Annotated in this window: 26 protein-coding genes and 4 pseudogenes; 16 read left to right on the top strand and 14 right to left on the bottom strand. The window is 58.7% G+C overall.

Annotation, left to right across the window (positions count from 1 at the left end; all coding sequences use genetic code 11):
* The first annotated feature begins 40 nt into the window (after nt 1-40).
* The 3 genes from IB277_RS29965 (at nt 41) to IB277_RS29975 (ending at nt 3130) form a co-directional block, all read left to right on the top strand.
* The gene (locus IB277_RS29965) at nt 41-1258 is read left to right on the top strand and encodes an alpha/beta hydrolase (protein WP_192372353.1); all 1218 of its coding nucleotides are present in this window, start codon (nt 41-43) and stop codon (nt 1256-1258) included.
* A 195-nt stretch (nt 1259-1453) separates the two neighbouring features.
* A complete protein-coding gene (locus tag IB277_RS29970; protein WP_192372355.1) occupies nt 1454-1894 on the top strand; it encodes a hypothetical protein in 441 nt (146 codons plus the stop codon).
* A gap of 3 nt (nt 1895-1897) precedes the next feature.
* Nucleotides 1898-3130: an HlyD family secretion protein gene (locus IB277_RS29975; protein WP_192372357.1), complete on the top strand. Its 1233-nt coding sequence runs from the start codon at nt 1898-1900 to the stop codon at nt 3128-3130.
* Between the two features lie 194 nt (nt 3131-3324).
* Here the strand turns inward: IB277_RS29975 and IB277_RS38295 are convergent.
* A pseudogene (locus IB277_RS38295) lies at nt 3325-3703 on the bottom strand (adenylate/guanylate cyclase domain-containing protein); the annotation flags it as partial.
* Nucleotides 3704-3950: 247 nt separating this feature from the next.
* On the opposite strand from IB277_RS38295, the pseudogene IB277_RS38300 reads away from it, so the two are divergent.
* Nucleotides 3951-4479, top strand: a pseudogene (locus tag IB277_RS38300) (adenylate/guanylate cyclase domain-containing protein); the annotation flags it as partial.
* Nucleotides 4480-4796: 317 nt separating this feature from the next.
* Here the strand turns inward: IB277_RS38300 and IB277_RS29990 are convergent.
* Both IB277_RS29990 and IB277_RS29995 read right to left on the bottom strand, forming a co-directional pair.
* A pseudogene (locus IB277_RS29990) lies at nt 4797-5164 on the bottom strand (transposase); the annotation flags it as partial.
* A 279-nt stretch (nt 5165-5443) separates the two neighbouring features.
* Nucleotides 5444-5851 carry a PAS domain-containing protein gene (locus tag IB277_RS29995; protein ID WP_192372378.1) on the bottom strand — a complete coding sequence of 136 codons (408 nt, stop codon included), beginning with the start codon at nt 5849-5851 and terminating at the stop codon, nt 5444-5446.
* A gap of 491 nt (nt 5852-6342) precedes the next feature.
* Here IB277_RS29995 and IB277_RS30000 point away from each other — a divergent pair, with 491 nt between their 5' ends.
* Together IB277_RS30000 and IB277_RS30005 are read left to right on the top strand one after the other, a co-directional pair.
* Complete coding sequence (locus tag IB277_RS30000) at nt 6343-6558, top strand: hypothetical protein (protein ID WP_192372379.1); 216 nt, start codon at nt 6343-6345, stop codon at nt 6556-6558.
* Nucleotides 6559-7225: 667 nt separating this feature from the next.
* Nucleotides 7226-7453 (top strand): helix-turn-helix domain-containing protein, encoded by a 228-nt coding sequence (locus IB277_RS30005; RefSeq protein WP_060580853.1) that lies wholly within the window; start codon nt 7226-7228, stop codon nt 7451-7453.
* Nucleotides 7454-7768: 315 nt separating this feature from the next.
* Here IB277_RS30005 and IB277_RS30010 read toward each other — a convergent pair whose 3' ends face one another.
* Nucleotides 7769-7972 (bottom strand): cold-shock protein, encoded by a 204-nt coding sequence (locus tag IB277_RS30010; protein WP_192372481.1) that lies wholly within the window; start codon nt 7970-7972, stop codon nt 7769-7771.
* Nucleotides 7973-8806: 834 nt separating this feature from the next.
* Here IB277_RS30010 and IB277_RS30015 point away from each other — a divergent pair.
* The 4 genes from IB277_RS30015 to IB277_RS30030 all read left to right on the top strand — a co-directional run bounded on the left by IB277_RS30015 (nt 8807) and on the right by IB277_RS30030 (nt 10670).
* A complete protein-coding gene (locus tag IB277_RS30015) occupies nt 8807-9301 on the top strand; it encodes a ferritin-like domain-containing protein (RefSeq protein ID WP_034799916.1) in 495 nt (164 codons plus the stop codon).
* Between the two features lie 143 nt (nt 9302-9444).
* Nucleotides 9445-9927, top strand: coding sequence for a pyridoxamine 5'-phosphate oxidase family protein (locus IB277_RS30020; RefSeq protein ID WP_060519017.1), 483 nt, complete (start codon nt 9445-9447; stop codon nt 9925-9927).
* Between the two features lie 50 nt (nt 9928-9977).
* Entirely contained in the window at nt 9978-10187 is a 210-nt protein-coding gene (locus IB277_RS30025) for a hypothetical protein (RefSeq protein ID WP_192372381.1), read from the top strand.
* Nucleotides 10188-10262: 75 nt separating this feature from the next.
* Complete coding sequence (locus IB277_RS30030; protein ID WP_210339694.1) at nt 10263-10670, top strand: MgtC/SapB family protein; 408 nt, start codon at nt 10263-10265, stop codon at nt 10668-10670.
* Nucleotides 10671-10993: 323 nt separating this feature from the next.
* On the opposite strand, the pseudogene IB277_RS30035 reads toward IB277_RS30030, so the two are convergent.
* A pseudogene (locus tag IB277_RS30035) lies at nt 10994-11280 on the bottom strand (DUF982 domain-containing protein); the annotation flags it as partial.
* Nucleotides 11281-11306: 26 nt separating this feature from the next.
* A complete protein-coding gene (locus tag IB277_RS30040; protein WP_246812853.1) occupies nt 11307-11954 on the bottom strand; it encodes an MOSC domain-containing protein in 648 nt (215 codons plus the stop codon).
* 526 nt (nt 11955-12480) lie between these two features.
* Between IB277_RS30040 and IB277_RS30045 the strand changes: the two genes are divergently transcribed.
* The gene (locus tag IB277_RS30045; protein ID WP_192372385.1) at nt 12481-12672 is read left to right on the top strand and encodes a hypothetical protein; all 192 of its coding nucleotides are present in this window, start codon (nt 12481-12483) and stop codon (nt 12670-12672) included.
* A 792-nt stretch (nt 12673-13464) separates the two neighbouring features.
* Here IB277_RS30045 and IB277_RS30050 read toward each other — a convergent pair.
* Complete coding sequence (locus tag IB277_RS30050) at nt 13465-13992, bottom strand: hypothetical protein (RefSeq protein WP_192372387.1); 528 nt, start codon at nt 13990-13992, stop codon at nt 13465-13467.
* Between the two features lie 655 nt (nt 13993-14647).
* Nucleotides 14648-15031: a hypothetical protein gene (locus IB277_RS30055; RefSeq protein WP_192372389.1), complete on the bottom strand. Its 384-nt coding sequence runs from the start codon at nt 15029-15031 to the stop codon at nt 14648-14650.
* A 1588-nt stretch (nt 15032-16619) separates the two neighbouring features.
* Here IB277_RS30055 and IB277_RS30060 point away from each other — a divergent pair.
* Complete coding sequence (locus tag IB277_RS30060) at nt 16620-16829, top strand: hypothetical protein (RefSeq protein WP_192372391.1); 210 nt, start codon at nt 16620-16622, stop codon at nt 16827-16829.
* Between the two features lie 116 nt (nt 16830-16945).
* Here IB277_RS30060 and IB277_RS30065 read toward each other — a convergent pair whose 3' ends face one another.
* The 6 genes from IB277_RS30065 to IB277_RS30090 form a co-directional block, all read right to left on the bottom strand.
* Complete coding sequence (locus tag IB277_RS30065) at nt 16946-17203, bottom strand: hypothetical protein (RefSeq protein ID WP_210339688.1); 258 nt, start codon at nt 17201-17203, stop codon at nt 16946-16948.
* A gap of 96 nt (nt 17204-17299) precedes the next feature.
* Nucleotides 17300-17560: a hypothetical protein gene (locus IB277_RS30070; protein WP_226020835.1), complete on the bottom strand. Its 261-nt coding sequence runs from the start codon at nt 17558-17560 to the stop codon at nt 17300-17302.
* 104 nt (nt 17561-17664) lie between these two features.
* Nucleotides 17665-17922, bottom strand: a complete 258-nt coding sequence (locus IB277_RS30075; protein WP_060582097.1) for a hypothetical protein — start codon at nt 17920-17922, stop codon at nt 17665-17667.
* 26 nt (nt 17923-17948) lie between these two features.
* Complete coding sequence (locus tag IB277_RS30080; RefSeq protein ID WP_192372395.1) at nt 17949-18131, bottom strand: hypothetical protein; 183 nt, start codon at nt 18129-18131, stop codon at nt 17949-17951.
* Between the two features lie 541 nt (nt 18132-18672).
* Nucleotides 18673-19149, bottom strand: a complete 477-nt coding sequence (locus IB277_RS30085; protein WP_060582096.1) for an Lrp/AsnC family transcriptional regulator — start codon at nt 19147-19149, stop codon at nt 18673-18675.
* 37 nt (nt 19150-19186) lie between these two features.
* The gene (locus tag IB277_RS30090; protein ID WP_192372397.1) at nt 19187-19789 is read right to left on the bottom strand and encodes an amino acid synthesis family protein; all 603 of its coding nucleotides are present in this window, start codon (nt 19787-19789) and stop codon (nt 19187-19189) included.
* Nucleotides 19790-20086: 297 nt separating this feature from the next.
* Between IB277_RS30090 and IB277_RS30095 the strand changes: the two genes are divergently transcribed.
* The 4 genes from IB277_RS30095 to IB277_RS30110 all read left to right on the top strand — a co-directional run bounded on the left by IB277_RS30095 (nt 20087) and on the right by IB277_RS30110 (nt 26096).
* Nucleotides 20087-21430, top strand: coding sequence for an amidohydrolase (locus tag IB277_RS30095; RefSeq protein WP_192372399.1), 1344 nt, complete (start codon nt 20087-20089; stop codon nt 21428-21430).
* Between the two features lie 171 nt (nt 21431-21601).
* A complete protein-coding gene (locus tag IB277_RS30100) occupies nt 21602-23404 on the top strand; it encodes a helix-turn-helix domain-containing protein (RefSeq protein WP_060529584.1) in 1803 nt (600 codons plus the stop codon).
* 180 nt (nt 23405-23584) lie between these two features.
* A complete protein-coding gene (locus tag IB277_RS30105; RefSeq protein WP_034799936.1) occupies nt 23585-24580 on the top strand; it encodes a flavin reductase in 996 nt (331 codons plus the stop codon).
* 1 nt (nt 24581) lies between these two features.
* A complete protein-coding gene (locus tag IB277_RS30110; RefSeq protein ID WP_060607908.1) occupies nt 24582-26096 on the top strand; it encodes an aldehyde dehydrogenase in 1515 nt (504 codons plus the stop codon).
* Nucleotides 26097-26101 lie beyond the last annotated feature (5 nt).

A 26101-nucleotide genomic window follows, 5' to 3' on the forward strand; every position in this document is an offset into this window, starting at 1 on the left:
GGCAGACGGAGATCCTCTCCAGCCGGTTTGGGACGCATTGATGAGTAAACGGAACTCTGCACTTCTTCTTCTCCTCGTTCTGTCTGGCTGTGGACATCCAAGCGGCGTGATGACGCCGGTCTCGCCTCCTGCTTCGAACGTGACAACTTCGAAAGTTGACATGCTGGTGGCGACGACGCGTGAACCTTCCGGCGATCCGGCTACCCTTTTCAACGGGGAACGAAGCCCTGTGCCCTCTCTTACTCAGGTCTCGGTTTCGCTGCCGCCCAAGCGGCAGTCTGGAACCGTTCAATGGCCAAAGAGCCTTCCCCCAAACCCGGCGACGGACTTCGCCGTGACGAACGTCCAACAGATCGCGACGGTGGATGAGGGCCGGGCCTGGTTCAAGCAGCATGTGAATGGCGGCCATGCACTTGTCTTCATACACGGCTTCAACAACAAGTACGAAGAGTCGGTCTTCCGACTGGCGCAGATTGTTCACGATAGCGGGATGCAGGCGACGCCGGTGTTATTTACCTGGCCGTCGCGCGCTGAAATTACCGCCTACCAGTATGACAAGGAAAGCACGAACTACTCGCGCACGGCGTTGGAGCAGGCGCTTCGTACACTCGCAGCCGATCCGAACGTAAAGGACATTACAGTCATGGCCCACTCGATGGGGACGTGGCTGGCGATGGAATCACTCCGTCAAATGGGGATTCGGGACGGACATGTGAATTCAAAGATTCACAATGTTATTCTCGCGTCGCCGGACATTGATATTCAGGTGTTTGCCAAGCAGTACGTGGAGATGGGAGAACCGCGGCCAAAGTTCACGATTTTCGTGTCTCAGGACGATAAGGCGCTTGCCGTATCCAGTTTCATTACGGGCAAGGTTTCGAGACTGGGCGCCATCAACCCCGCGGAAGAACCGTACCGGTCAAAACTCGAAAAGGCCGGCATTACCGCGGTGGATCTGACGACGTTGGATACCGAAGACAGCCTGAGCCATGGCAAATTCGCCGAAAGCCCTGCAATTGTTCAGCTCATCGGCCAGCGCCTGATGAAGGGACAAACACTCACCGATTCAAACGTCACCCTTGGACAGGGCATTACGGCTGTTGTCGGTGGAACGGTTACGAATATAGGTAACGTCGCTGCGACCGCAGTTGCAGCACCGGCAACGTTGGTCGAGCGGCCCTTGAGCGGGCGGGCGCGACCGCGCTCATCCGATACGACACTTGAAGACGACCTGAAACCGCAAGAGCTCGTGAAATAATGCTGCGTACCTGCTCAGGACATATCCGCATGAAATGGGTTCTCTCCGCCGCAGGTTCCGCTTTTTCTGCAGGATCCGAATATCGAGGCCGGCTCGACAATCGAAAAGCGCCAAGTTCAATGCCGTGTTCCAACTGGATAGCGCTTCTTCCGTCTACTTGATAATCCTATTGGTCCGCGCGTTCGGGGAAAAACCATGTCCGACAGCATACATCCAATTGCCATCCACCACTTGCCACCCTTCATCACCGCGCCGGGGCAAAGTGACGTCCTCTTCAACGTCGTTGTCATCTTCATGGTCCTGGCGATCTTCGCCCTCGGCACCTTCTATCTCAGGCTGCATTCGCTGCCGGAAACCATGGCGCACAAGAGCCACAAGGTTCAGTACGAGCTGGTGGCGGTGCTGGGGCTGATCTCGCTGGTGACCCACAACAACATCTTCTGGATCGCGGCACTGATCCTGGCGCTGATCGACCTGCCGGACTTTTCGTCGCCGCTCTCGTCGATCTCCCGTTCGCTGGAGAGGATCGCCGGCAAGGTGGATCCAGCCAGTGAACCGGTGCCGGGTGAGCCCGAGCCGGCCGCGGACCATCCGGCCGCACCTGCAGAACAGCCGTCGGTGGAAGGGAAGGCCTGAGCTATGTTTGAATTCATGCTTTGCTCGATGCTCACGATCCTTCCGGATTATCTCTTCCGCCGCTATGTCCAGGGCAAAAGGTTCGGCAAGGAGATCACGCTCTACTCCGTCTGGTTCGAACTGCGTTACGGTATCACCGCCTGCATCATCCTGACGATCTCGCTGATCACGCTGATCTTCTACTTCCACCCGTCGACGAAAAACGTCACCGCGGCGTTCCGCACGGTCGCGGTCCTGCCGGAGGCCGGCGGGCGTGTTTCGGAGATCTATGCGACCCGCTTCGAGAAGGTGGAGGCCGGCCAGCCGTTGTTCAAGCTCGACAGCTCGGAAGAGGAAGCCGCCGCCGAGGTCGCGCGCCGGCAGATCGCCGAGGTCGATGCCGAGATGACCGTCGCGCGCACCGAGCTCGTCGCCGCCGATGGCGCGATCGTGCAGGCCCAGGCGGCCGTGCAGCAGGCACAGGACGAGTACGACACCCAGGTCGAACTCAACCGGCTGAACCCCAACGTGGTCGCCCGGCGCGAAATCGAACGCCGGCAGGTCGCGCTTGAAGGCAGCAAGGGTGCGCTGACCGCGGCCCAGTCCAACAAGCAGACGCTGGAGACCAAACTGCAGTCACTGCTGCCTTCGCAGAAGGCGAGCGCTGAGGCGGCTCTGAAGCAGGCGGAGGTCGATATCACCAAGGCCACCGTTCGTGCCGGTGTCTCCGGCACGCTGCAGCAGTTCACGCTCCGGGTCGGCGAAGTGGTCAACCCGCTGCTGAGGCCAGCGGGCGTGCTCGTGCCGGAAGACGCGGGCCGGGCCCGGCTGGTGGCCGGCTTCGGGCAGATCGAGGCTCAGGTGATGAAGCCCGGCATGATCGGCGAGGCGACCTGCGTCGGCAAGCCGTTCACCATCATTCCGCTCGTCGTCACAGAGGTGCAGGAGGTGATCGCTGCCGGCCAGGTGCGCGCCAGCGACCAGCTGATCGACGTCACCCAGATCTCGCAGCCCGGCACGCTCACCGTGATAATGGAGCCGCTCTATCCCGGCGTCCTCGAGGACGTCCCGCCTGGCAGCAGCTGCATCGCCAATGCCTATACCAACAGCCACGACGAGCTCGAGTCACCCGATATCAGCACCGGCCGCTGGGCCTATCTGCATGTGGTCGACACCGTGGGCCTCGTCCATGCGATGATCCTGCGCATGCAGGCCTTGATGCTGCCGGTGCAGACGCTGGTGCTCGGCGGGCATTGAAGTGGAAGGTAGCAACCCAAACGGGCACTATCAGCCCGTTCGGTGGCGCCGAAAGGCTTTATTGTATGGTAAGTGTCTACGAAGCAAGGTGCCTTTTGGCTAGAGCCCCCAATGACACGAGACCAGCGACTGTCGAGCTCACTCACTCTTCCCCATGACACGACATCCGCTCCTCAACGCAATGCTACCGGCTGGTTCGGATTGGTAACGATATAGTGGTACTGCAGGTAGTATGGAGCAGTTCCGACCGGAAGATAGTCAGTGAGCGCCGGCTCTCGGCCCAGCACCCGTGCCATCTGGGGGATGAAATTGTCGCCATACCAGTTACTGACCTTCTCACACAGTTAGCCGCAGCTCATTCTGGACCGTGCGGAAGTAGGTTTCGACCTGGCGAACCTTGTTCTGGCGGGCTGCCGTGAGGTGATCAAATATCACCGCTTCAATCGCATCACGGGCGCGAAAGTAGCCACGAACCGCTGTGATGAGAATAGCGATCGCGCCAAGTAGAACGAGAACGGCGAAGAGTTTTCCATCCAACCCGAAGGCTGGGCGTGATTTCGATTTTAGCCTCAGTCCTCGTCGGCGGTCGACCGCGCCTCGAAACTCTCACGTTGCATCGACAACCATCTTCGAAGTGGCCAGCAAGCTCGATGGACAAGAATTGTCACCAGATTTGATTTCATGTTGGCCGATCCCAAGACCGGGCGCCTGATTTACACCGTTCAAAAGGAAGTGGATTTCTCCACGTCTCTACAATTCGGTCCGTACCGTCGCTCCAACGTCGCCACGGCCGTTATCCGATGTGACGAAACTACCGATCGACGTCACGGTCGCCTTTGCCGACCTGGTAGGCTTCACCGAGCTTTCGTCCAACATGCAGCCGCAGGATGTCGTGAGATTGCTCAATGGGTTGTTCACTCGTTTTGACGCGGCGGCGCAATAGCTCAGGATAGAGAAGATCAAGGCGGTCGGCGACGCCTACATGGCGGTCTGCGGCCTGCCCGAGCCTTGTTCCGATCACGCCGAGCGCATGGTGCGCATGGCCATTCGCATGATCCATATCAGCCGCGAACACGCGCTGGAGCACAACACATCCTTGAAGCTGAGAGTCGGTATCAACAGCGGCCCAGTCGTGGCCGGCGTCATCGGCAAGAGCAAATATATCTAGGACCTGTGGGGGCGACACGGTTAAACTTGGGAGCCGGATGGAGTCTGCGGGCGTTCCCGATTCAGTCCAGGTGACACGCACAGTGTATGACCAGCTCAAAGGCCAGTTTGTTTTCGAGGCGCGCGGTGCAATCGAGGTCAAGGGCAAAGGCAAGGTCGAGACCTGGCTTTTGAGGCTTTAGGCCTGCAAAGTGCCACGCGCCGACGCGACGCGTTGTCCTCCCATGATGGGCGCCGCCTCGCGGCGCCTGACGATAGGCCGGGAATCGGCCCCGCCCCGCCCTTTCAACCCGGGCCAGCCGGTTGGATCGGGGGCTGACTGGCAGAGCAAGCCGGGGTCAGTGTCGCATTTCTAACTGGCTCGCGAAGTCGCAGCCCTATTCAGCTTTGACATTGTTGTGTTATGACAAAATGGCATTGGTTTTGAAACTGCCTCTTCCCTGCTTCGGTCTGACCCAATCTGGCGAACCGGGCCAGACCAAACGCATCGGCACTGGTTCAGCGCGAACCGTCCGTCGGCAACAAGATCGGCCGCGATATCCGTTTTTTGAGTCTGCTTTCGAAAGTGCTTCGCGGAGTATCTCGACCTCCATCGTCTTGCGGCCGAGCATGTGCTCCAGCTCGCGGACGCGGTCTTCAAGCTTCTTCACTTCCGACTTGCCGACAACCGGCTCGTCTGAATCCGCGGCGGCAGCACCTCCCTCACTCAAGAGCCTGCGCCACCGGTAAAGCAGATTGGGCGCAACGCCATGGCGGCGAGCCGTCGAAGATACCATCTCGCCTGGTTCGAAACTCTGCTCAATGATTGTCAGCATCTGCTCGGTTGTCCGTTGTCCACCGCCTGCGGCGGACATCACCCGTCAGCAATTCAACTCGTTAGACATAAGCCTGTCCTCAAGCCTGTGCTTGAGCCTTTCTGCTTATGCCGACTGTCCGGTCGAAGGGGGGTGCAGTTCACGGGTAAACATCAAGAACCACCGGCGAGTGCTGAAACCACCCCGCACTCCGAAGACGAGTTGGCCGCGCTTGCTGCTGAAAACACGCGTCTTCGGCAGTTGCTGGTGAACCGACTTCGCTCCGAGAATGCCGAGCTCGAAAGGCTGTTCAAGCGATTTTGAGCGAAAGGGACGGCGCCCGAGCGGGAAGCTAGTGGGCTCGGTTGCTGTTTGCGGCGGCCGCGCTTTCAAGAACCACCATACCGGAATAGAGCACGGGTGTGTCGTTGCGATCGCGAAAGCACCGGCCGAAAGCGATCACAGAAACATACTGGCCGCTCCGCGTCCTGACGCGGTAGACGGACTGTTGGGCTCGTGCGCCGACAATGGTGTCGGTGATTTGTTTGGCGACGTATGCCCGGTCTCCGGGATGCACACGGTCAAGGTAGGATTTGAGCGGAAGCCCTCGGTTGGTCTCCTCGGCGAAAAGGCCAAAAAGCTCGGCTAAGGCTGAATCTGCGTAGACGAGATCCTGCGTTATATCCCAGGTGAAAATGCCTGAGTCCGCAGCGTCCGCAGCCGTGAGCTCAACAACCAGCGTCCGCTCTCTACCGTTCACCCCCGACTCTCCCACTTTTTAGAGAAGCAATTGCTCGGTTCCGATCGTTGCTGATGAAACGTCGTGGCGCTTGTGCGGGCCTTGTGATCAGGTCCGCGCGTCCGCCGTCATTCCGATTTCTATTTGCCTGCCCGTTGTATGCCGATCAATCAGGTGACGAAGGCAATCGTGCTTGTTGTAGCCGCCGTCATCCAGGAGACCGAGATAGAACTGCGCCAGCGTTTGAAATTCTGTCCTCTTGGTCGGTTCGTGTCGTCCACGCATCAACCCCTCAGTTTGTCATTTATTTCAAATCTTGAAGTGATTTGGCCGCGACGTGCGTAGACAGCACATTTCCGGCAGAAATGTTCTGCGATCTGGAGCCTTCACGGACGCCTGTCGTGCGCAACAAATAACCACAAGCTGTGAGAAATCAAAAATAGACGCGATAAGTTGTGGCGTTATATGCAAACGTAGAAATATACTGCCCGGATCAAGCGAAGAGGTTGATTTTGGACGAACGTAAGGACGATGAGAATTCCGAGACGGATCGCTCACCGAGCGAGCTGCAGGACATTGCTGAAAAGCTGGCGATCCTCGCCAAGGAGATCAAAGTTATCGCAGCGACTCCGCTTTATGCCGGCCCCGTCAGCGAGGCTTTCGAACCTGCGACTTCTACCAAGCGGCCGGACGACGCTGCGAAAACCGGAGCCCTGCCCCAATCGTGATTTCGGATGACATAACCACTACCGCCTGGAGATTGTCGGCGGAGCATCTGCTGCGCGGTCAAAAAGACCCAACGACAATGATCGCTGAAGCCATTAGAGACGAGCGCAAGCGCTGTCTTGAGATCGCTGCCACATGCTGTGGCAGCGACTCTGAGGTCGTCCGTCAAATCCGCGATGGCAGAGCGGATGGTGACGCATGATGGCGTTTCCTGTCGTTTGGCACTTCTGTGGTTGCCGCCCGTTTGGCAAGAAGTTTCTGACCTTTTTTGACGTGTGATCGAGTGCGGTCTTCTGTCAGGCCTTTCGTTGCGGCGCTTGCAAAGGCCGCCGGCCGGTATGTCATCGATGCGCATGAGATCCTTCAACAGTCTGCGTAGCTCAGGCCACGGCGTAAGGTCGAGCTCCAGACCCGGGTTTCGACGGTCGATGAGACGTGGTAGGCGTTCGGCGGTGCCGGTTTGGGAATTATCTTTTCCACGCGTGATTGCAGGCAAAGTTCTGCTAATCTCAGAATCAGCCGCGGTTCGACCTCCCTATAGCTTGAATTGCGGTCAGGCCACGCAAAGTGTCGCAAGCACCGTGTGTGGCCGTTTTATGCCGTCGCAGAGAGTTTGAATCATACAAAGATTATGTCAAGGTTATAATGTTGACCGCCGATCAAATCCGCATGGCGCGAGCTGCCTTGAAGTGGGGTGTTCGTGATTTAGCAAGTCGCGCCAGCATTACGGCGGCGACCGTCACGCGAATTGAGGCTGGCCGTCCGGGGTATGCCGCAACGTTGGAGGCGATCCGCATCGCGTTCGAAGCTGCTGGGTTAGAATTCATCCCGGAAAATGGTGGCGGTGTCGGCGTGCGCTTTTCCAAGCCAAAAGAATCTGACCTGCCAGACGGTTGAGGCGTACTCGGTTCTTTCCTCCGAGATCAAGGCAGCCTTGATCGACAGGACCTTGTACGCGCCTGGAGCCTTCCTATCTGGGTGGCCATCCTCGACATGGAGCCCCGAGATGGATCCGGTGTCAACGAACGCAGTTTCAGATCACGAGATCGAAATCATTCCGCCCACGCGCGACAAGAGACGCACAAGCGACGACGGTTTGCATCTGTTGTCAAAAGAACGCCTGGCCTCACGAATGGATGCAGACGGTTGCTGCATATGTGAGGAGTGTCTCGCGCCCTGACGAGGGATAGACTGCGATGGCGGGTTGCGCTCTTAGGCTGCCCTGACGTTTTCGGCCCTCGATTTTCCGGTCTTTCGGTCTTGCCCGACGTCGTAGCTGACCTTTTGACCATCGCGAAGCGGACCTGTGCCATCGACCGCGGAGACATGAACGAACACGTCGGTTCCACCGTTCTCGGGTGAGATGAAACCGTAACCCTTGTCGTGATTGAAAAACTTAACCGTACCGATTGCCATCATCATCCTCGTTGGCTCTAGGGTCTCCGCAATGCTGCGGAGCCTATTCAACGCGTTCAGCTCCGGCAATCACGCAAATGGGTGAAGTTGCGGCCGGCTAGCACCGCATTCGAGCTCCGTTCCTTTGGCGCAACCTTAATGTCCTCAGTCGCGTGCATCTCTTGATGGTGCGGCTGGAGCCGCAGGATTTGACATGAAGGGAAGGGGCCCCAGGGGCGCTGCCCCCTTCGCGACGTTGCGCTCCGTGCAGCGGGCGCTGGCGCTTTAACCCCAAACCCCCTCTCGTCCGCCCTAGCTCGGGAAGCAGGAACGAAAGGCTCCCCGCTTCGCGAGATCAAGGGAAAGGGCAAGGACATGGCTAAGGAAAACGCAACGGCTACCAGGCCTGCGTGCGATGTCTTCTTTGTATACGTTGACCTACAGCGTGTGCACAACAAAACGGAGCACAGCCATGCTTGTTCCCGATGCTGCGGAGATTTGAGGTGTGCTTATTGCGTTCAGTCTTCTGGTCTTTGCGGGTGCGAAGAACCGAACGCTTCACGCCGACTTCGTACAGATGCCCGAAGGCATGAATTCACCCCGCCAACCAGCTGAGCGAATTGCGCTACCCATCGTCTCGTGCACGATCCCGGCGGTTTGCGCTCTGAAAGGGTCGTGCGGGAGTCCTCACCATCCAGTGTGTCTTTTCAAGAGTTTGTAGGTGTCGAGACCTCTTACCGCCCGCCGCGATTAAGTGTGCCGGTGGTACGGATGGAACGGTTTGGCAGAAGCGAGGTGGAACGATTCCTCCGTAAAGTGCTTTCTCTCCTGCATTCACTTGCCAAGGAGAGAACCATGAAATCGCTGGCTGAAATTTTCGAGCATACACTGCAGGATATCTATTTCGCTGAGAACGCCATCACCAAGGCACTTCCAAAGGTTGCTAAGGCAGCCAACAGCGCTGAACTGAAAAAAGCGGCCGAAGAACACCTCTCGGAAACCAAAGACCAAATCAAGAAATTGGAGCAGGTTTTCAAGTCGATCGGCAAGACGGCGTCTGGTGAAAAATGCGACGCCATCGAAGGGCTGATCAAAGAGGCCGACGGTTTGATGAAAGAGGCCGAAGGAACAGCTCTCGATGCCGGACTACTGGCCGCTTGCCAAGCTGTCGAGCACTACGAGATCGCGCGCTATGGCTCTCTTCGTGAGTGGGCCAAGGATCTTGGTCATGATGAGGCGCACAAACTTCTGAGCGAGATTCTCGACCAGGAGAAGGCTACGAACAACAAGCTCACCAACCTCGCCGTGACGTCGATCAACAAAACATCGAAGCGATCCAAGGCGGCCTAATCGCCAAGGGGCGGCCGCGCCCGTTAAAATGGCGCGGCTGGCCGCGGCGCAACCTCTGCAGTTGTCGCTCCGGCAAGGTGAGCCGGTTGCGTGGATTGTCATTCCAGAGCCGTCGTTTTCTTGGGCTCAAAGGAGAAAAGCGTATGACTTACATCGAGGACGACAACGGCGAGGTCTGGGATCTTGCCGAAAAGATCGGGTTCTGCATGCTCACCACTCAATCCGGCGCGGACCTTAAGGCCAGGCCAATGTCGGCCTACATCGAGCGGGTTGAGAACGCCCTGTATTTCTTGACCGACGTCAAGAGCCACAAAGATGACGAGGTCGCGCGCCATCCAAATGTCTGCCTGGCTTTCGCCGACACAAAGAAGCAAAAGTATGTGTCGATTTCGGGCGTCGCCGAGGTACAGAATGACCGCGAGAAGATTCGGGATCTCTGGTCGACTCCTGCCAAGGCATGGTGGGACAGCCCCGACGATCCCTCCATTCGCATTCTCAAAGTTACGCCAAGCTCGGCAGAATACTGGGACAGTCCCGGCACTGTGATCAGCTACATCAAGATGGTAGCGGCAGCCGTCACCAGCGCCAAACCGGACATGGGCGAAAACGCCAAAGTGCGGATGTAGATATTGGCGGGCCGACGTGGCCTGCCATCTTTGCCGCCTGACATTACCTCATGAAATCGGTGATGCGGCGGCTTGGCGCGATCGCTCATCTTTTCAACGGGGCAGGAAAACGTCTTTCCGCTGATCGCCTCATAATTCCAGACGCGCTGCTGGCGTTATCCGCCGCCACGGCAATTGAACCTCAGGTCGAGACCTGGCGAAAACAGCCGTTGCGCAGGCCATTCTCGTCGGCGCTTCAATTGATCGGCTGCGACATTTAAGGGGAAGTACGTGTGACGGATTGGCTTTTATCTGTTGGTGTGAAACTCGACATTTTTCCGCATCTGGCAGCTTTGATGGTGGCCTACATCCTTGCTCTGCCGATCGGCTGGGATCGCGAACAAAACGAACGAAGCGCTGGTCTTCGCACATTTCCGTTGGTCGCCATCGCCGCATGTGGGTTTATACAGGCTGCAGAGACGGTCACACTTGGCAACGCCGAGGCCACCGCGCGCGTGGTTGAAGGTCTGATCAACGGTGTCGGTTTCATCGGTGGCGGCGCAATCCTTGTCGGCAAGCTCGGCACTCGCGGGACCGCCACGGCGGCGAGCATCTGGGCGACTGGCGCAATCGGCGTCGCCGTGGGGCTCGGATCCTACGATACCGCCATCGTTCTATCGATCGTCACGTTCGCAACGTTGAAAGTTATGACAAATTTCAAGTCACCGAGAAACGAAGCCCTGGCACCGCGGGAAAAAGGTTGAGTAAGGGCCATTGGCGTGTGGTTGCGGGAGAGCCAACCCTAATCGTCGCTTGTCCGGATTCCCAGCTTGCCACCGGCGCGACGCTGAGCCTCCTGCGGCGACGATCAAGTGTCTAGGACGCTCGAACCAACCCTCCCACGTCCCAACCTCCCTTGCAAGTAATGCCGGCGCGCCCCAGCACAGCCGGAGCAAGCCAAGCTATTGGCATCGGCTAATGTTTCAATTTCGGTCTCCAGGACGAAGTCACAGACAAGATTGTCGAGGCCCTCGTTGGACGCCTGGCGCAACCACCTTCACGCAAAACGTCCGAAGAGCTTGGAAGCCTATGTTCTATCTGTCCGCGGGCGAGGTCTGATCTCAGCGTTCAACAGTTCCCCAGAAGCGCTCCGCGAGGCCAAGATACTCTTGGATTGGGCAGCGACCGCTGACGTGTGCATGTTAGCCTCTATGCACGCACCAATGAAGGCCTCGCGCGCGACTGCAGAGGGAACCGAACGGTTCAGCGCCCCCCGGCATGCCGTCACGGCTCGTTCATAGCCCTGTCCGTGCCTTTTATCGGCCATTCATGTTCCAGAAAATCCAGCGCGTCGTAAACTGATGCGAATATGCGGTTCGTTCCTGACTGTAAGTGCCGCGCTAAAACTTTATCAGGCCGTTCGAAAGAAAAGCGCGCAGCTTGGCGTGTACCGGCACAGACTGATAGCGGGCAATTAGTTCTGGGCTCGCCCTCTTGCCATAGTGGCTTGCTATTTCCGGCATCGAGATGCGCTGTCCGGCATACGGTACGTACCGCACGAGCGTTCCTGCGGTGATGTGACCGGGATGAATAACACGGCAGTAAAAGCCCGGTCGAGCAGCCTTTTTGTATAGTTTGAGAAAGGCATGATCTCCCATTCTATCGCCAAGAACCCGGCACGGCATTCGAGGTGCTGTTACTTCCATCACGAGATCGCCGGACAGGAAACGGTCACCGACCGACACGATCTGGTTGTCCAAACCTGCAATACAGAGATTTTCGCCGAATAGCCCGTGATTGACAGGCTTGTTGAGCGTCTTTTGCCACCAAAGCCGGCTCAGGTTCCCCTCAACGTAGACCGCCTGTTCCGGACCTCCATGATGTTTTCGATTGCAAACGGCGTCGTCTGCAAGACCCTTCAATCCAATGGAGACCGTTTCGCTGGTGGAGCGCTTGTTGATCCCGGTTTTCGTCTTCTTGCCGGGTCTTGCCTCCGGTTTGCCAATACATACCGCCAACACCTTCAGATCTTGGGTTGCGACCGTCATGTAAAAGCCAACCTCCAGTGTGCGCTTGCGTCTATTGGCCATGCCTTACCGCTTGCGCCTGCCATCTTTGTGGCATTTTTTGAACCTCTTGAGAAACAATAGCTCCTGGGTCAGTTCTTCCCTTCAACGCTCTGCTTTCTTCGCCGTTTGGTGCTCGTGGGTGATGAGTTCGCCAGGTTTCCTGGCTGCTTCTAGCCGGCGCCCATCTGTGGTTCCAAGGCGCGGCGTTGACCACTTCAGGATCAATGGTCAACGTCGTTCAATTTGGATCTGGCCTTGTCAGCAGGGACCTCACGCACGCACCCAGGCCTCGGTATGGCGGTACAGCCAACGCATGCGGGCACGTGCAGTACTGCTCAGCCACAGGAAATCGACTGGCTGGAAAACCGGTAATCTGATGCCCCTGAATTCCAGTTTCGCTTCTCACCAATCGTTTACTTCCTAACGGCTGCTCAATGAGTATCATCGCCTTGATGCCGGGGGCGGCGTCAGTCGGGGCAAATTTGTCGTCTTGGGAGAGCAACAAATGAACCTGGAGAATTCGAGCATCGCACCGAACGACGTTGGGCTGCTCCGGAGCGTGCTTGACGCATGGTGCCGTCATCAAAACATCAGCCGAAAAGAGGCCACAGCGGAAGCGAGAATCCTCATCAACGAGTATCAAAGAGGCGTTCGTTCTCAGATAGAGTTGATCGACGCGCTCTCCAAGCAGCAGTAGGAATGCATAGCTTCCCACCGGCCACTTCCGCAGAACTGGTTGTTGAGGGTGTATCGGCGCCCTCAGCTTTTGGACCTTTCGCAAGCCGTCACCCTTCCATTGGCGTGCAGCAACATCCGAGTTGCAGCAGTCTGCTGGTCGGCGCCCGTCTGACAGGCCACGTCCAATAGGGCCTTTCATACAATCCTCGCACAGCCGCGACGAGATAGCGGTTTCGATGCGCAAATTTCTGTCTGAGCGTCAGCGATCTTCTGACTAAACAGCTTGTCGGCCCAAGCCTGAGGCACCCCCGTGACCATCGCCTCACTCGGTGGGAGACCAGTCCCAACGCGCAAGATGCGAAAATGCGGAATGCAAGTACCCGCCGACTGGAGGCACTACACCGGCGCGCCAAAAGGGGGCGGCATGCGCTGGGCCGGTTCTAGAGGTGCCGAACTGCCGCCTGCCTCCCAGGACACCTACACAGAAGGTCGCCGCTTAGAGTTCAGGATTAAAGAGTCGTCAAGGCGCGAGGCATTCCTCGCATATCCCGCAACCGTCGACATCCATTAGCGATGCGAGGTGCTTCTGCTGGCAACAGAGGCACATTACGATATCGGACGTGTTCTGTGGCTCGCGTTCAGGCGGAAGAATTTCCATCTGTCGGTCAGAACTGGCGCGGGTTGTCTGTCGATTCATCTCGGGGCTCCATGTCGAGGACTCCACAGAGATAGGAAGCCGTTAGACCGACGCAAGATGCCGATCGCTACGCTCCTTAAAGCGGAACCAAGATGGGGGCGATCCGGCTCTAATTTAATGTGCCTCGAACCGATCCAGCATACTTTGAAGTATCTCATTCTCCTGTCGGAGCTTCCGAGCCAGACGTTCTTTCAGCCTGAGGTTTGCTTCCTGGAGCGACGCCAGCTCGTCAACAGTGAATGCAACGTCAACGTGCTTTGACTTTGTTGGCGCGCGCCGCACCAAACCCGTCGAATGAGGACGCTTCGAACGCTTGGACGGCTTTGCCGGGAAGGCAGCGTTGACTGAAGCATCTGCCGAGCTTGTCTTTGGGACGACATTCCCTTCTGGCACTTCTGGTTGACTAGCGACTGTTGCGACATCATCGATCGTCGCAGCCGCTGAATTGAGCGGCTCCGTAACCTCCGGTGGCAGCTGGTCACCAATTCGAGCTTCAGCCAGGAACAGATGTGGGACTTCGGCCTCGGCCTCACGCACAAGTGCCTTCAGATCGGTGTCGCCCCAAATAGAGGCTGGTCGGCCTGTCGAACGTCGGCGCGCCGACTTCACTTCGACAATGAACTTTCGCTGTTGTGGCTTCATCGATATCCAGGGTCCGGAGCGGGTTCAGCGCGTGAAGCGTCAAAATCGCTCTAGCATCTTCTTGAGTTGGGCGTTCTGTAGCGCCAGCTTCTCCGTAAGCTGATGCCTTAGCATTCTTATTTCCTCGTCCAGTGCGGCAACGTCATCGGCTAACGAGATCGGCCGCTTGGGAGCATGGAAGCTCGGTGAGCCATACTCGACCCGAGGATCCACCGCAACGGAAGTGCTTGATCTCTTGTCTCTTGTTCGCCGTCCAGGTGGTTTGCGTGCGGGTCGACCCGCCTGCTCGGGCACCTGCTCGGCCATAGGGTTTGTGCTGTGGCTGGCGGCCTCGAAATCAACCGCATTTGTTCCGCCGGCCCCGACGACATTGTTTTCGACTTCGCTCGGCCCCGTGCCGGCTGCGTTTGTGACCGCATCCGTCGTTTGAGTAACAGCAGGAGGTTCCATTCCTGCCGAGGGCGCATCCGAGCTTTCGCTCACGGGCTCCGATATAGATTCCCGGGGCTCGACAGCTCTGCCTCTTGAGGTCAGATCAAGTAAGAACTTCCAAGGTGATTTCATGATATCTCGTCATCCAGGATTGCGCCAGGCCATCTCCGAAGGATGCTTTGACGAAGACCGATCGCGTAGACGACCGGTCTTTCATTAACACTCAGCTGAGTCCGAGCCGCTTGCGCAACTCAGCATTCTCCGCCCGCAACTTATCGCCGAGCTCCCTGCGAAGCCGCGAATTCTCTTTCTCAAGCTGAAGAAGATCCGCGATCTCGTCATGTGCTTGAGATGCCGCTGCCGGCCTCTTGTCGTCGTTCTTCTTTGCGGCGTTTGCCCTTGCGGTGCGCTTCGGTTGACTTGCAGTTTTCGCCTCGGCCGAAGTTTCCTTGCTCTTCCGGGCTTTCCTGGCGCTCGGTGCGGGGCTTGACTCTGCCGTGGCAGCGTCCGCTTTTTTTGCTCGTGGCCCGCGCTTCTTAGGCGCGGCCACTTCCGCCGGAGCGGTCGCAGTAACCGGGTTGTCGTCCAATTTGACCTCATCTGCCATAAGTCTATTTCCTCTCTCCGGATCGAAAGCATTTGTCCGACGCGCGAAATATGACAGCCATACCACTCGCGGTCGAGACATCAACAATATCAGAGCTACATTGCACGAGGCCGACCAAGGCAAGTTTGCCAGCGATGGAGATGTGGCGACGTCGTCGGTAGGAAGTCAAGTCTGCCCGTCAATCATGAGTGGGAAGCCTGTTCGCTCGTTCGGGCTCTGCAGAGTGCTTGATGAGATCGGCGCGCTTATCGAGAAGGGCGATCCGGATGTGACGCCTCGCGTAAAAGAGATCGTCGACATTGCCCGATCGCTTGCGCGTACGCAAACGCCTTGATAGCGCCTGGTGAGGGGCATGCATCCACGGAGTTGGACCTGCTCGCCGGGGACTAGGCTCGATTGCGCGACTTTGACCGGCGGGAGGCGAACTTGCGTCAGGGTGCTATTTGATAAAACCTGGATACTGGACTTCTTCTCTATTCACGCCTTCGGAATCTAACCGAATGGGAGCGGGATCCGGGGTGTCGGCCATGTACCTATATGCGACAAGCCAGTCGCGCAAAATAGTCTCAATTGCGGCGGCTCGGCCGGCAGGGAGGGGAGGCAGGTCTGCGAAACCGGACATGAAAGACTCCTCTGTCTCACCCAGATAACGAACTTTCATAGCGCCTGTTCCCAGCGAGTTGAACAATTGCTCCAACGGCTCATTCACGCGACAGCGGAACTCTTGTCGGTGCGAAGCAATTGACAGCATCCGTTGGGTTCGTCATTCGAAGAGAAGCATCTCGCGCAAGAACCGGTTGTCGGCAAGTGGTGCTAAGAGATTACCTGACGGATACGGCTTGTACGTCAATTAATGTCCGGAGATGCGAATGGCTGAGAACGACAACGAGGGACCGGCTGAACCCACAAAAAACCGCCGTACTCTTATGGCCAGCCGTTGCCGCAGGGGCACGATTGGATTGGGGTAATCTACAGGTTCGTGATCGCTCTCAAATCTGCCTTCCCGAAAAGAGGAAGTGAGTTGGCGGCAACTACCGGGCAACTCTACTCCGACGAAAACCCTGACATTCTACTGAAAGTTTAATTTCTAATGCTCTGCGAACGATCCGAGAACACCGAGAATACGAAAGAGCATCTATAACCCCTATGGATCAGCAGATTTTGAGGGTAATCACCTGCGCATAGACGGCGGTCCTTGGGTGGTGCGCGATCTGCCTCCTTATGCCCACATTCGAGGGCTGAAGTGGGCCATGGACAAAGCCGGCGTCTTCTTTCTCTTGCTCATCTGCATTCTCGTTGCCCTTGTATTGAGCATTCTGATGTTTGAACCGGGGGTAGAGACGGCGCCGCGAGATTTGCCTGTGACTGTCCCAAGCAACTAGGGCCTTTGCCTAGAAGCGACCACCCTGGGCACCGACGGCGAATTGATGGGTGGTCTTGCCGTAAACGCCTTCGTAACCTCACGTCGGATTCTCAGGCCGTCGCGCCGTCGATATACGACACCTGCCGTATATCGCCCGCTCGGCAATCGTCCTACGCAATGTCTCCCGCGATCCTTGGCGGGAGGTTCGAACCTAGGAAACCACCAATGAAGATCGCTATAGCCGTCCTGGCGTCGCTCGCTTTTGCGACGACCGTCAACGCCTATGTCCCGTCGACGCCAGTCGAAAAGAAGCCCATCGCTAAAACCGGCGAGATTGAATTAGCCGCCGGGGGGGCGCGAGGCCTTACCGCAACGAGCAGGGACGCCCCCTCGTCCAAGGGAGCCGCGAAGACTGACGGAAAAACCACGCAATAACGAAATGAGAAAGGGCGGCTCCGGCCGCCCTGAATTTTGGCAATGTGCGGCTACGGCGGGAGGCGGTGACATCCTCCCTAAGGCCCGGCGAGTGTCCCTCCAATCAAGATCCGCGATCAGGACAGCCTGCAAATCACCCAATGAATGCAGAGTTCAAGCGGAAGATCGACGTGAAGGAGGCCGCCGAGCATATCGACCACAGCTTTGACCGTGTTCCGGCCTGTGACGTCCAGAATGGTGGCGAGCATCCCGCCGACCAGGCGGTGTTCAGGCGCGATCCGGATGGTGACTTCCTTCGGAAGCTCCTCCTGCAACTGCTTGCGGCTTCGCTTCTTCCGTGCGTCGCGCTCGCGCTGCAGTGAGGCCCCGGCCATGGCTTCGGCATCTCGGAATCCTCGCGCTGTGGTCGGACCGCGGCGAAACATGCTTTCATTGGGACATGCCGGCAACCTCGGTGGCTCGACGCGCAATCAGTGCCGTATGGCCTCCGACGTAAGCTCCACGAAGCGGCCGATTGACCAGAGATAGGCAACGATTTGCCATCTCACACGGTCGCGGTTTCCGTATTTCTCTAGTACTCGATCAAGGGTTCTGCTCGCTTGGATCTGCTCGTCAATTTCGCCAATGACGTAACTGTCATGGCCGACAGCGCAAATGTCGCAGCCTGCTTCAATGACATCGAAAACGAATGCCGGTATTTCGCTTGCGTCCATCTGGCGTCGTTCGGTCATGGTTAGACCCCCTCCGCTGTGTTCGTTTTGTCAGGGTTCGATCGCCCGGTGCGACAGGGCAAACCCTGTCCCTTCGTAGCGGCATGGGCTTGGGCCGCGGTCGATCATGGAAACAGTCGCTCATCCGTGAGCGTGAGCAGGACGACGACCTCTGTCTGCAAGTCGGCGCAGATCTGTTGATATTCGGTGATCAGCTGGATGCGAGCCGGGTACTCCTGCAAAAGATCGTCGAGAGCCGAGGCGGCCAGCGCGTAAGCCTCGAAGAGATCGAGCAGACCAGGGTCTCTCGCCAGGCGCAACTGGGGGCGATGGCGCGGTAAAGCCATCTCCAGGCGGGCTCGTCCCAGGTGCATAAGTCTCATGGCCGGTCCCCCGTTTTCGCTAGCGCCTAGTTCGAGGGGGCGACCGGCGTTGGAAGGACAGCGGTGACTTGTTGGCCAGGGGCGTTCGAGAGCGCGCTGCCCACGAAAAGGTAGCCGCCGATGGCGACAATCGCCAGCAGCATCACTCCGATAGGAAGCCCGGTCGAGAATCTTCGCTCTGGTTGGTTATAGCGGTATTGTTCGTACATCTTGAGTTCCTTCGATCATCAGCGACACCAAGGCGAACCGAAGGGACGATAGGTCGCCCTGGTGTCGTTGTTCGCCCGCAGCGCGCAGGGGAGCTGGCCATGGGCTAAAACAAAATCTAGGGCGGCTAGCGTCGCGCAGCTACGGTATTAGGACCATTGCGAAGGGGTTATCGGACTGAAGTCCCATGGTGGAACATTTTCCCGCACCCCACGTTTCTAAGCGCGTTTTCTGCAATTTTCGTCGGAAATCCTTGAAGCCGCACTCGCCCCCATCAGAGCGCTTTCCGGCAAAAGAGCTGTCTTAAAAAGTATGGCCCCGTCGGGGGCACGACGAGGCCAGAGGCTCTTATCGAGGAGACTTCACTGGGGGACATTGGTGAAGCCTTGTGCCTGACCCTGATTGGGGAAACAGGATCAAGACAACGTGGAAACGCCCGCATCGTGAAATCGTTCCGGGATCTCAGCAAGAAAAGATGGCCTCGAGCGAGGTGCAGGAAACGACTTGCTCCGAAAAGGTGAACGCGCCGGCGCAAAGGCGAAGTCAATTCGCCACGAGAAGCGACACTGGCACAACTGGGTCTTCCTTGACGGTCCTCGTGACGACGTAGGTGAAGTAGCGGGCGATTCCGAGTTCGCTGTCGAGAAGCGTGTCGATCAGGCGCTGGTAGGCGTCGATGTCGGCAGCGACGATCTTCAGGATATAGTCAACGCCACCGCCGACTGACCAGCAGCAGACGATTTCCGGAATGTCGCGAACAACCCGCTCGAATCTGTCGAAGTCGACTTGGCGGTGGCTGGCAAGTGTCAACTCGACCATGGCGCTTGCGACGGGGGCTACTCGTCGAAGAGATAGGCGCGCGTGATATCCGCTGATGATGCCGGCCTTTTCCAATTTGCGTAGCCGCATCCAGCAGGGCGTGGCAGAAAGGCCCGCCTTTTCTGCGAGCGCAAGCTTGGTGATGCGGCCATCCCGTTGGATGGCGTCGAGGATACGTAGGTCGATCGCGTCAAGTCTCATGGCAAACTCCTGAGGCGGTATCGCGCGCTGGTCTGCGTCAAGCGCTTCTGAGCAATGCCGCCTTTTCTGCTTCCATTTCCGCGATGTCTTGAAAACGGTCGGCGATGCGCGCGTGCGCGCGACCGCTATCGGCAGCGCCGATGGCAACGATGATCTCGTCGGGGCCGGGGGCGTCGGCGATCTGGAAGTTGGCGGTAAGGAAATGCGATCGTTTGCCGTTCTCACTCTTGTGCATCATCGGCAGCGACAACAGAGCGCCCGGCGCATTACGAGTGTTGGCAAATTCGAGGTAGTTCGTGCCGCCGATCGCTTCGCGGAAGGGGTTGCCGAAGCGCAGCGTGTGGATCATCGCCGAGGCATGTTCGATCTCACCGGCGATGCCGACAGCCGCGGCCTTGCCGCAAGCCTCGACCTTATCCGCAGGCATCTGGCGGAGCAGCCGGTCCGTCATCTCCTGGCTGAGTTCACCGGCGATGCGAATGATTTCCGGCCGCAGATCTTCGACAAAGCCTCGCCCTGCCCAGGGGTTCTGGATCACTGCAGCCACCAATGCGATGTTGACCGGACGCGGCGCTATCTTGCCGCCTTCGATAAGGGTTTCTTCCAGGAAGGTGCAAATTTTTCGGATGCCGAGTGTCATGGGGACGCCGCTGATAGTGGAAACTTGCGGCAACTTACCGGCTCGCCTGGGCATTTCTTCCTCTGTTTCGAGGAAGTGGGCACCGGTCGTTCCTGCAAAAACAAGGAGATCCCTGCGTTGAACGACTCCGCTCAATGAGCGAAATCTAGATCATCTTATTTTTGGAGGAAGTTTGCCTTTAGCTCCGAGTGGAGAAAAAATGGCATCGGTCTTCCTCCGTCCGTGAGAATGCGCCCGTCTCTGCGCCCGCCCAACATGGCTCCGCCAACAGGCGACCACCAGATGGAAGGGAACCAAATGAAGACGTTACCGGCGAACACGACCGCTTTGATGCTTGTCCTGCAGCTTTCCGCGGGCACAGCTTACGCTGCGAGCGCACGGCTCGATAGGCTCATCGACCAGAAGTATCCGGAACTCGAGCAGGTCTACAAGGAACTCCATGCCAATCCCGAACTCGGCTTTCATGAGACACGGACGGCAAAGCGTCTGGCAGCAGAATTGGAGAAGCTTGGCTTCGAGGTGACCGTCGGCTTCGGTGTGGGTACCGCTCTCGTCGGTGTCTTTAGGAATGGCGACGGCCCGACGATCATGCTGCGAACCGAACTCGATGCGCTGCCGATGGAGGAAAAGACCGGGCTCGATTACGCCAGCCGCGTACAGGTGCCGGCAACCCAATGGCCTGGAAACACAGATGAGACGGCAAAGGTCTTTGTCGCCCATAGCTGCGGCCATGATATCCATATGGCGTCATGGCTTGGGGCGGCCCAATTGCTGGTCGAGATGAAGGATGATTGGCATGGAACGCTGCTCCTCGTCGGTGAGCCGGCCGAAGAAATCGGCGGCGGCGCAACGGCCATGCTCAAGGCCGGGCTGTTCGAGACGTTTCCGAAGCCAGATTTCGGCTTCGCCATGCACGTGAACGGTGATCCCGCCGGCAAAATAACCGTGAAGGACGGTGCCTTCAGCGGAAACTCCGATACGTTCGACTTGACCTTCAAGGGTCGCGGGGCGCATGGCAGCGCTCCGCATCTCTCGATCGATCCGATCGTCCAGGGGGCCCGTTTCGTCACCGATATCCAGGCTGTTGTGAGCCGTGAGAAGGATCCGCGCGAACCGGGCGTGATTACGGTCGGAAGTTTTCAGGCGGGGACTGCGGGCAACATCATCCCCGATCAGGCCAAGCTGAAGTTGACCATGCGTTCGACCACGCCGGAGACGCGCAAGCTGCTGCTGGAGGCGATGCAGCGCGTCGCCAAGACGACGGCGCAATCGGCCATGGCGCCGGAACCCGAACTGCTGCGCATCGGCGGCGGCGCTGTGGCCGGCACGAACTCGTCAGAGCTGATCGGCGACGTCAGGCCGGCATTGGATGCGTCCTTTGACGGCGTCGTCTACGTCCCGACCGCGGTCCAGCCGACGTTGGGCGTCGAGACCTATCCCGAGTTCATAGAAGCAGGCGTGCCTTCCATTTTCTATTGGGTTGGCGGGACCTCACCCGAACAGATTGAAAAAGCCAGCCAAGAGAACAGGCCCGTTCCCTCCAATCATTCGCCATTTTTCGCTCCGGCCCCGGAGATTTCCATCAAGACGGGGGCGAAGGTTCTGGCGATCTCAGTGCTCGAAAAAGCCGGCGTTGACTGAAGCCTGAATGGGATAGCGGCTTCGAGGTCATCGCCAGTTCGATGACCTCGAACTCGGCGTTGAAGATACTACCTTTCATAGAAAGTTTGGCCGAAGATATCCATCGAAACGAAGTAGACTTGTCCACTACCGGCGCGCATGTTGATTGATAGAAATCAAGAGGCGAGGCAGTTGGATCAGAAGTCCCGGATATTGTCGCTCCGCGACATCGCGAGCCAGATTAACAGCGGTAGCGATCTTCAGACGGCATTGCAGCAGCTCATCGCCGCTGCATGCCGCCATGCGAACTGGGCCCTAGGCTCAATCATGGGGATCGACGCTGCGCATGGGTATGCCTATGTCATCGTGCGCCATGATCCAACGCTGATCGAGCGGCAGCTGCCCGACAAGTGGGAGCTGGCGACCAGCCCCTCCCTGATCGCCTTGCAGCGCAATGAGCCCGTCTATATCAGGGACGCGCGTGCGTCGGGCGAGTTTCCGGGCTACAGAAAAGAGGCCTTCGAGCGCGACTATCGAACGGTGCTCGTCATGCCGATGAACTGCAGGGATGCTGAGGGCCGCCCGATGGTGCTCAGCGTCATCGCCCGCGAGGTGACTGAAGTGTCGGAGGACGACCTTGCTTTTCTCGGCACGATCATCCACCTCGGCGCCATCGCCGTCCAACGGGAACACCGTCTCGAAGCCGAGAAGCGATCCGCCCAGCGGCTGGAACGCGCGCTGGAGGCGCATACGTCGCTGCTCGAACATGTGTTGAGCGACGGGTCGGTCGCATCACTTTCCAGCATGGTTGGGAAGATGTTGCCGAACCCGGCCGTCGTCGTTGATTTCACGGCCAATCAGGTCGTTGCTGGCCGGTCGCCGAACGCGCTTTACGACGAGGCTGGTTGGCAGCAGGCGGCCGCTACCGTTCTTAGCCGGCCGCTGATGAAGGCGGCTCGTGATGCCGTCGAGCGCGGGACGGCCGACGCCGTGAGCCTCTACCTCGACGACGGCACGCAACGTTTCAAAATAACGGCCCGCATCGAAGCGCTGATGGTCGACAATCAACTGGTTGGGGCGCTCATCATTTTCCCGACGACCCGCGAATTCAGCGATCTCGATCTCCTGATGCTCGACAGCGCCAAGTTTGCATTGAGCGTGCAGATGATGCGAAGCTTCATCCGGTTTCGCTTCGAGACGCGGACGCAGACCGAACTCTTTTTCGAGATCGTGGAGGCGCGGTGGCGTAATGCCGGTGATGTCGCCCAGCGGGCTCAACGGCTCGGGCTCAGCTTCTCAACGCCTCAGCAGATGATCGTCGTCGATTTTCCGGACAAGACGAAGGCATTTGGCGGCGCTTCTGTCGATGTGGAGCACACGCTCTCGCGTGTCATGCAGCAGGCATCCGTTCAGGCAAACCTGATCGCGGTCGAGGGCGGCGTCGTCTGCCTCGTCCCTCATGATACGGGTAAGCGGCAAGAGCGCACGACAAAGCTCGCGCGGCGTATCGCCGAGGAACTCGGCCGCTATTTCGACGAGGCACCTATCGTCGTCGCCAGCAATCGGTGTGCGGCCCTTTCGGACTATCCGCCAGCCTGGGAGCGCTGCGCCCGGATGATCCGCATCGGGCGTTCATTCGGCCTGACCGGGGCGGTCTCCGCCCAGGATTTCGGCCCGCTGCCGATGCTGGTCGCCGCCTGCGAGGCGGGCGACGTGCGCGGCTTCGTGCAGGAGAGCGTGGGCGCCATTGCCGATCACGACCGGGACAACGGTACTCCTTACCTCGAAACCCTGTCGGTGTATCTGCAGGAAGGTTGCCGCAATCAGGCCTGTGCCGATGCTATGGGCCTGCATGTGACGACGCTGCGCTATCGGCTGGCGCGCATCCAGGAACTGTTCGGCGTCGATGTCGAGACGCCGGAAAAGCGCTTTGCCGTCGAGCTCGCGATCCGCCTGCACGGCGTCATCGACAACCGCTCTACCGCCAGCAGTTAGCTTATCTTCATCGGCCAAGTATCGCCTTGTGACCTCGTCGCCACCGATCTTCTGCGCCCTTGATCGTCTCCTCGGGATCGATGGAGAAGTTCCTTCGCTCCTCCTTTGAAGCCATGGAAGCATGGTCGCCATCACGGCGTTAGCCTCCAACCAACTTGATGGTGAGGAGGCGAGAAGCGCATGGTTGAGACAGCAGCATCGACGGACGTGCCGATTGATCCGATTGCGCTTCGTCGCGCCTTCGGCACGTTTGTAACCGGTGTCACCGTCATCACCACCCGCGACGAAGACGGCACGCCGCGTGGAATGACGGCGAATTCCTTCACGTCGGTTTCGCTCGATCCGCCGCTGCTATTGGTCTGCGTCGCGAAATCCGCGTCGAGCTATCCTGCCTTCACGAATGCGGGATGTTTTGCGGTCAATATCCTCCATGAAGGACAGGTCGACGTCTCGGGAAACTTTGCCTCGAAATCCCCCGACAAATTCCAGTCGGTGACCCACGATCATATCCATACGGGCGCGCCGGTCCTGACTGACAGCCTGACCTGGTTCGATTGCACGACTTACAACACCGTGGACGCCGGCGACCATGCAATCCTGATCGGCCAGGTTCGCGCATTCGGCACCAGTCCCACCGCACCGCTCGGCTTTTGCCGCGGCCGCTATGCCAGTGTGAAGGACCCGCTGCCAAACGGCTGGCTTGCGTCGCATGGGATGATCATCGGCTATCTGATCGAGGCCGGTGAAGGCTTGCTGCTGCGTTCGGATGGCAAGGGCGGCTGGGTTCTGCCGTCAGCACGGCGCCGCAAAGCCGACAGCCAGCTCGTCATCGACGGTGGCGACGCGCTCAGCCTCGTCCCGGACGAGACCTTCCTTTACTCCGTCTTCGATGTCGCCGACAGCGACCCGGGCTACCTGGTCTATCGCGCACGGCTGGCGGGTGAGGGCGGCGCCGGCACGAGCCTGCCATCCGATCTGCGCTTCTTCCCGCTCCACGATCTTCCTGATGATGCGATCGCGACGCACGAACTGCGATCCATGTTGCGCCGCTACGTGCGCGAGCGGCAAGCCGGCCGCTTCGGCATCTACATGGATTCCGACGACGGCGGCCGTGTGGCGATGATCGACGGCGAAGCTCGCACCTGGCTTCAGACCTCCCAAGACCAAGGACATTGAAATGAAGACGACGGTCAGTTCCATCGAGGGTTCGCGCCAGTTGCTGTTCATCGGCGGGCAGTTCGTGGCACCGAAGAACGGCAACTACATCGCCAGTTTTGACCCGACGACGGGCGAGCCCTGGTATCATTTTGCTGAAGCAGGTGCGGACGATGTCGGGGCAGCCGTCGTTGCTGCCGCCGCCGCCTTCCGCGACCCGGCCTGGCGCCGGATGACGCAGACCGATCGCGGCGCGCTGATGCGCCGTCTCGCCGAACTTGTTCGCGCCAATGCCGATAGGCTGGCGGAGATCGAGACGCGCGACAACGGCAAGCTTCTCAAGGAAACCCGGGCGCAGATGCGCTCGATGCCAGACAGCTATCACTATTTCGCGGGCATGGCCGACAAGCTGCAGGGCGAGACCATTCCAATCAATCGTCTCGATACGTTGAACTTCAACCTGCGCGAGCCCTTGGGCGTCGTCGGCATGATCACGCCGTGGAATTCGCCGTTGATGCTTCTGACCGGCACGCTGGCACCGTGCCTTGCAATCGGCAATACGGTCGTCATCAAGCCCTCGGAACATGCGACCGCCTCGACCTTGGCGCTTGCGGAACTGATCCACGAGGCGGGCTTTCCCGCCGGCGTCGTCAATGTCGTGACGGGTACGGGCCAGAGCGCCGGTGAGGCGCTGACGCGTCATCCTGGCGTTGCGAAATACGTCTTCACAGGCAGCACGGCCACCGGCCGGCGCATCGCCGGCAACGCCGCGCAGAACCTTGTTCCGTGCTCGATGGAGCTTGGCGGCAAGTCGCCTCACGTCGTCTTTGGTGATGTCGACATCGAACATGCGGTCAACGGCGTCGTCTCCGGGGTCTTCGCAGCCGCTGGCCAGACTTGCGTTGCCGGTTCTCGCTGCTTCGTCGAGGAGCGCATCTATGATCGCTTCGTTGAGGCGCTCGTCGCCCGAACGCAACGCATACGGGTCGGTCTCCCGGCGGTCGAGGACACCGACATCGGTCCGCTCGCGCTCGCCGATCAGCTCTCCAAGGTTGAATCCTACGTGGCCTCCGGCGTCAAGGAAGGGGCGCGCGTTGCCGCCGGCGGGCGGCGTCCGCAGCGGCAAGGGCTTTCGTCAGGGGGCTGGTATTTCGAGCCGACAGTGATGGTCGATGCGCAAAACGACATGACCTTCATGCGCGACGAACTCTTCGGTCCGGTGGTCGGCGTCATGCCGTTCCGCGACGAGGAAGAGATGATCCGGCTCGCCAACGATACGCGATACGGCTTGGCTTCCGGCATCTGGACAAAGGACATCGACCGGGCGCTGCGGTTCGCCAACCGGATCGATGCCGGGACCGTCTGGATTAACACCTACCGCTCCGCGTCTTTCATGTCTGCCAACGGCGGCTTCAAAGAAAGCGGCTACGGCCGGCGCGGCGGGTTCGAGGTCATGCACGAGTTCTCGCGGTTGAAGAACGTCATCGTCGACTACTCCGGCGCGATGCAGGACCCCTTCGTCATCCGTCTGAAGTGACAGCA

Origin of the sequence: Ensifer sp. ENS07, from assembly GCF_014852185.1 — a bacterium.
Classification (GTDB): Bacteria; Pseudomonadota; Alphaproteobacteria; order Rhizobiales; family Rhizobiaceae; genus Ensifer; species Ensifer adhaerens.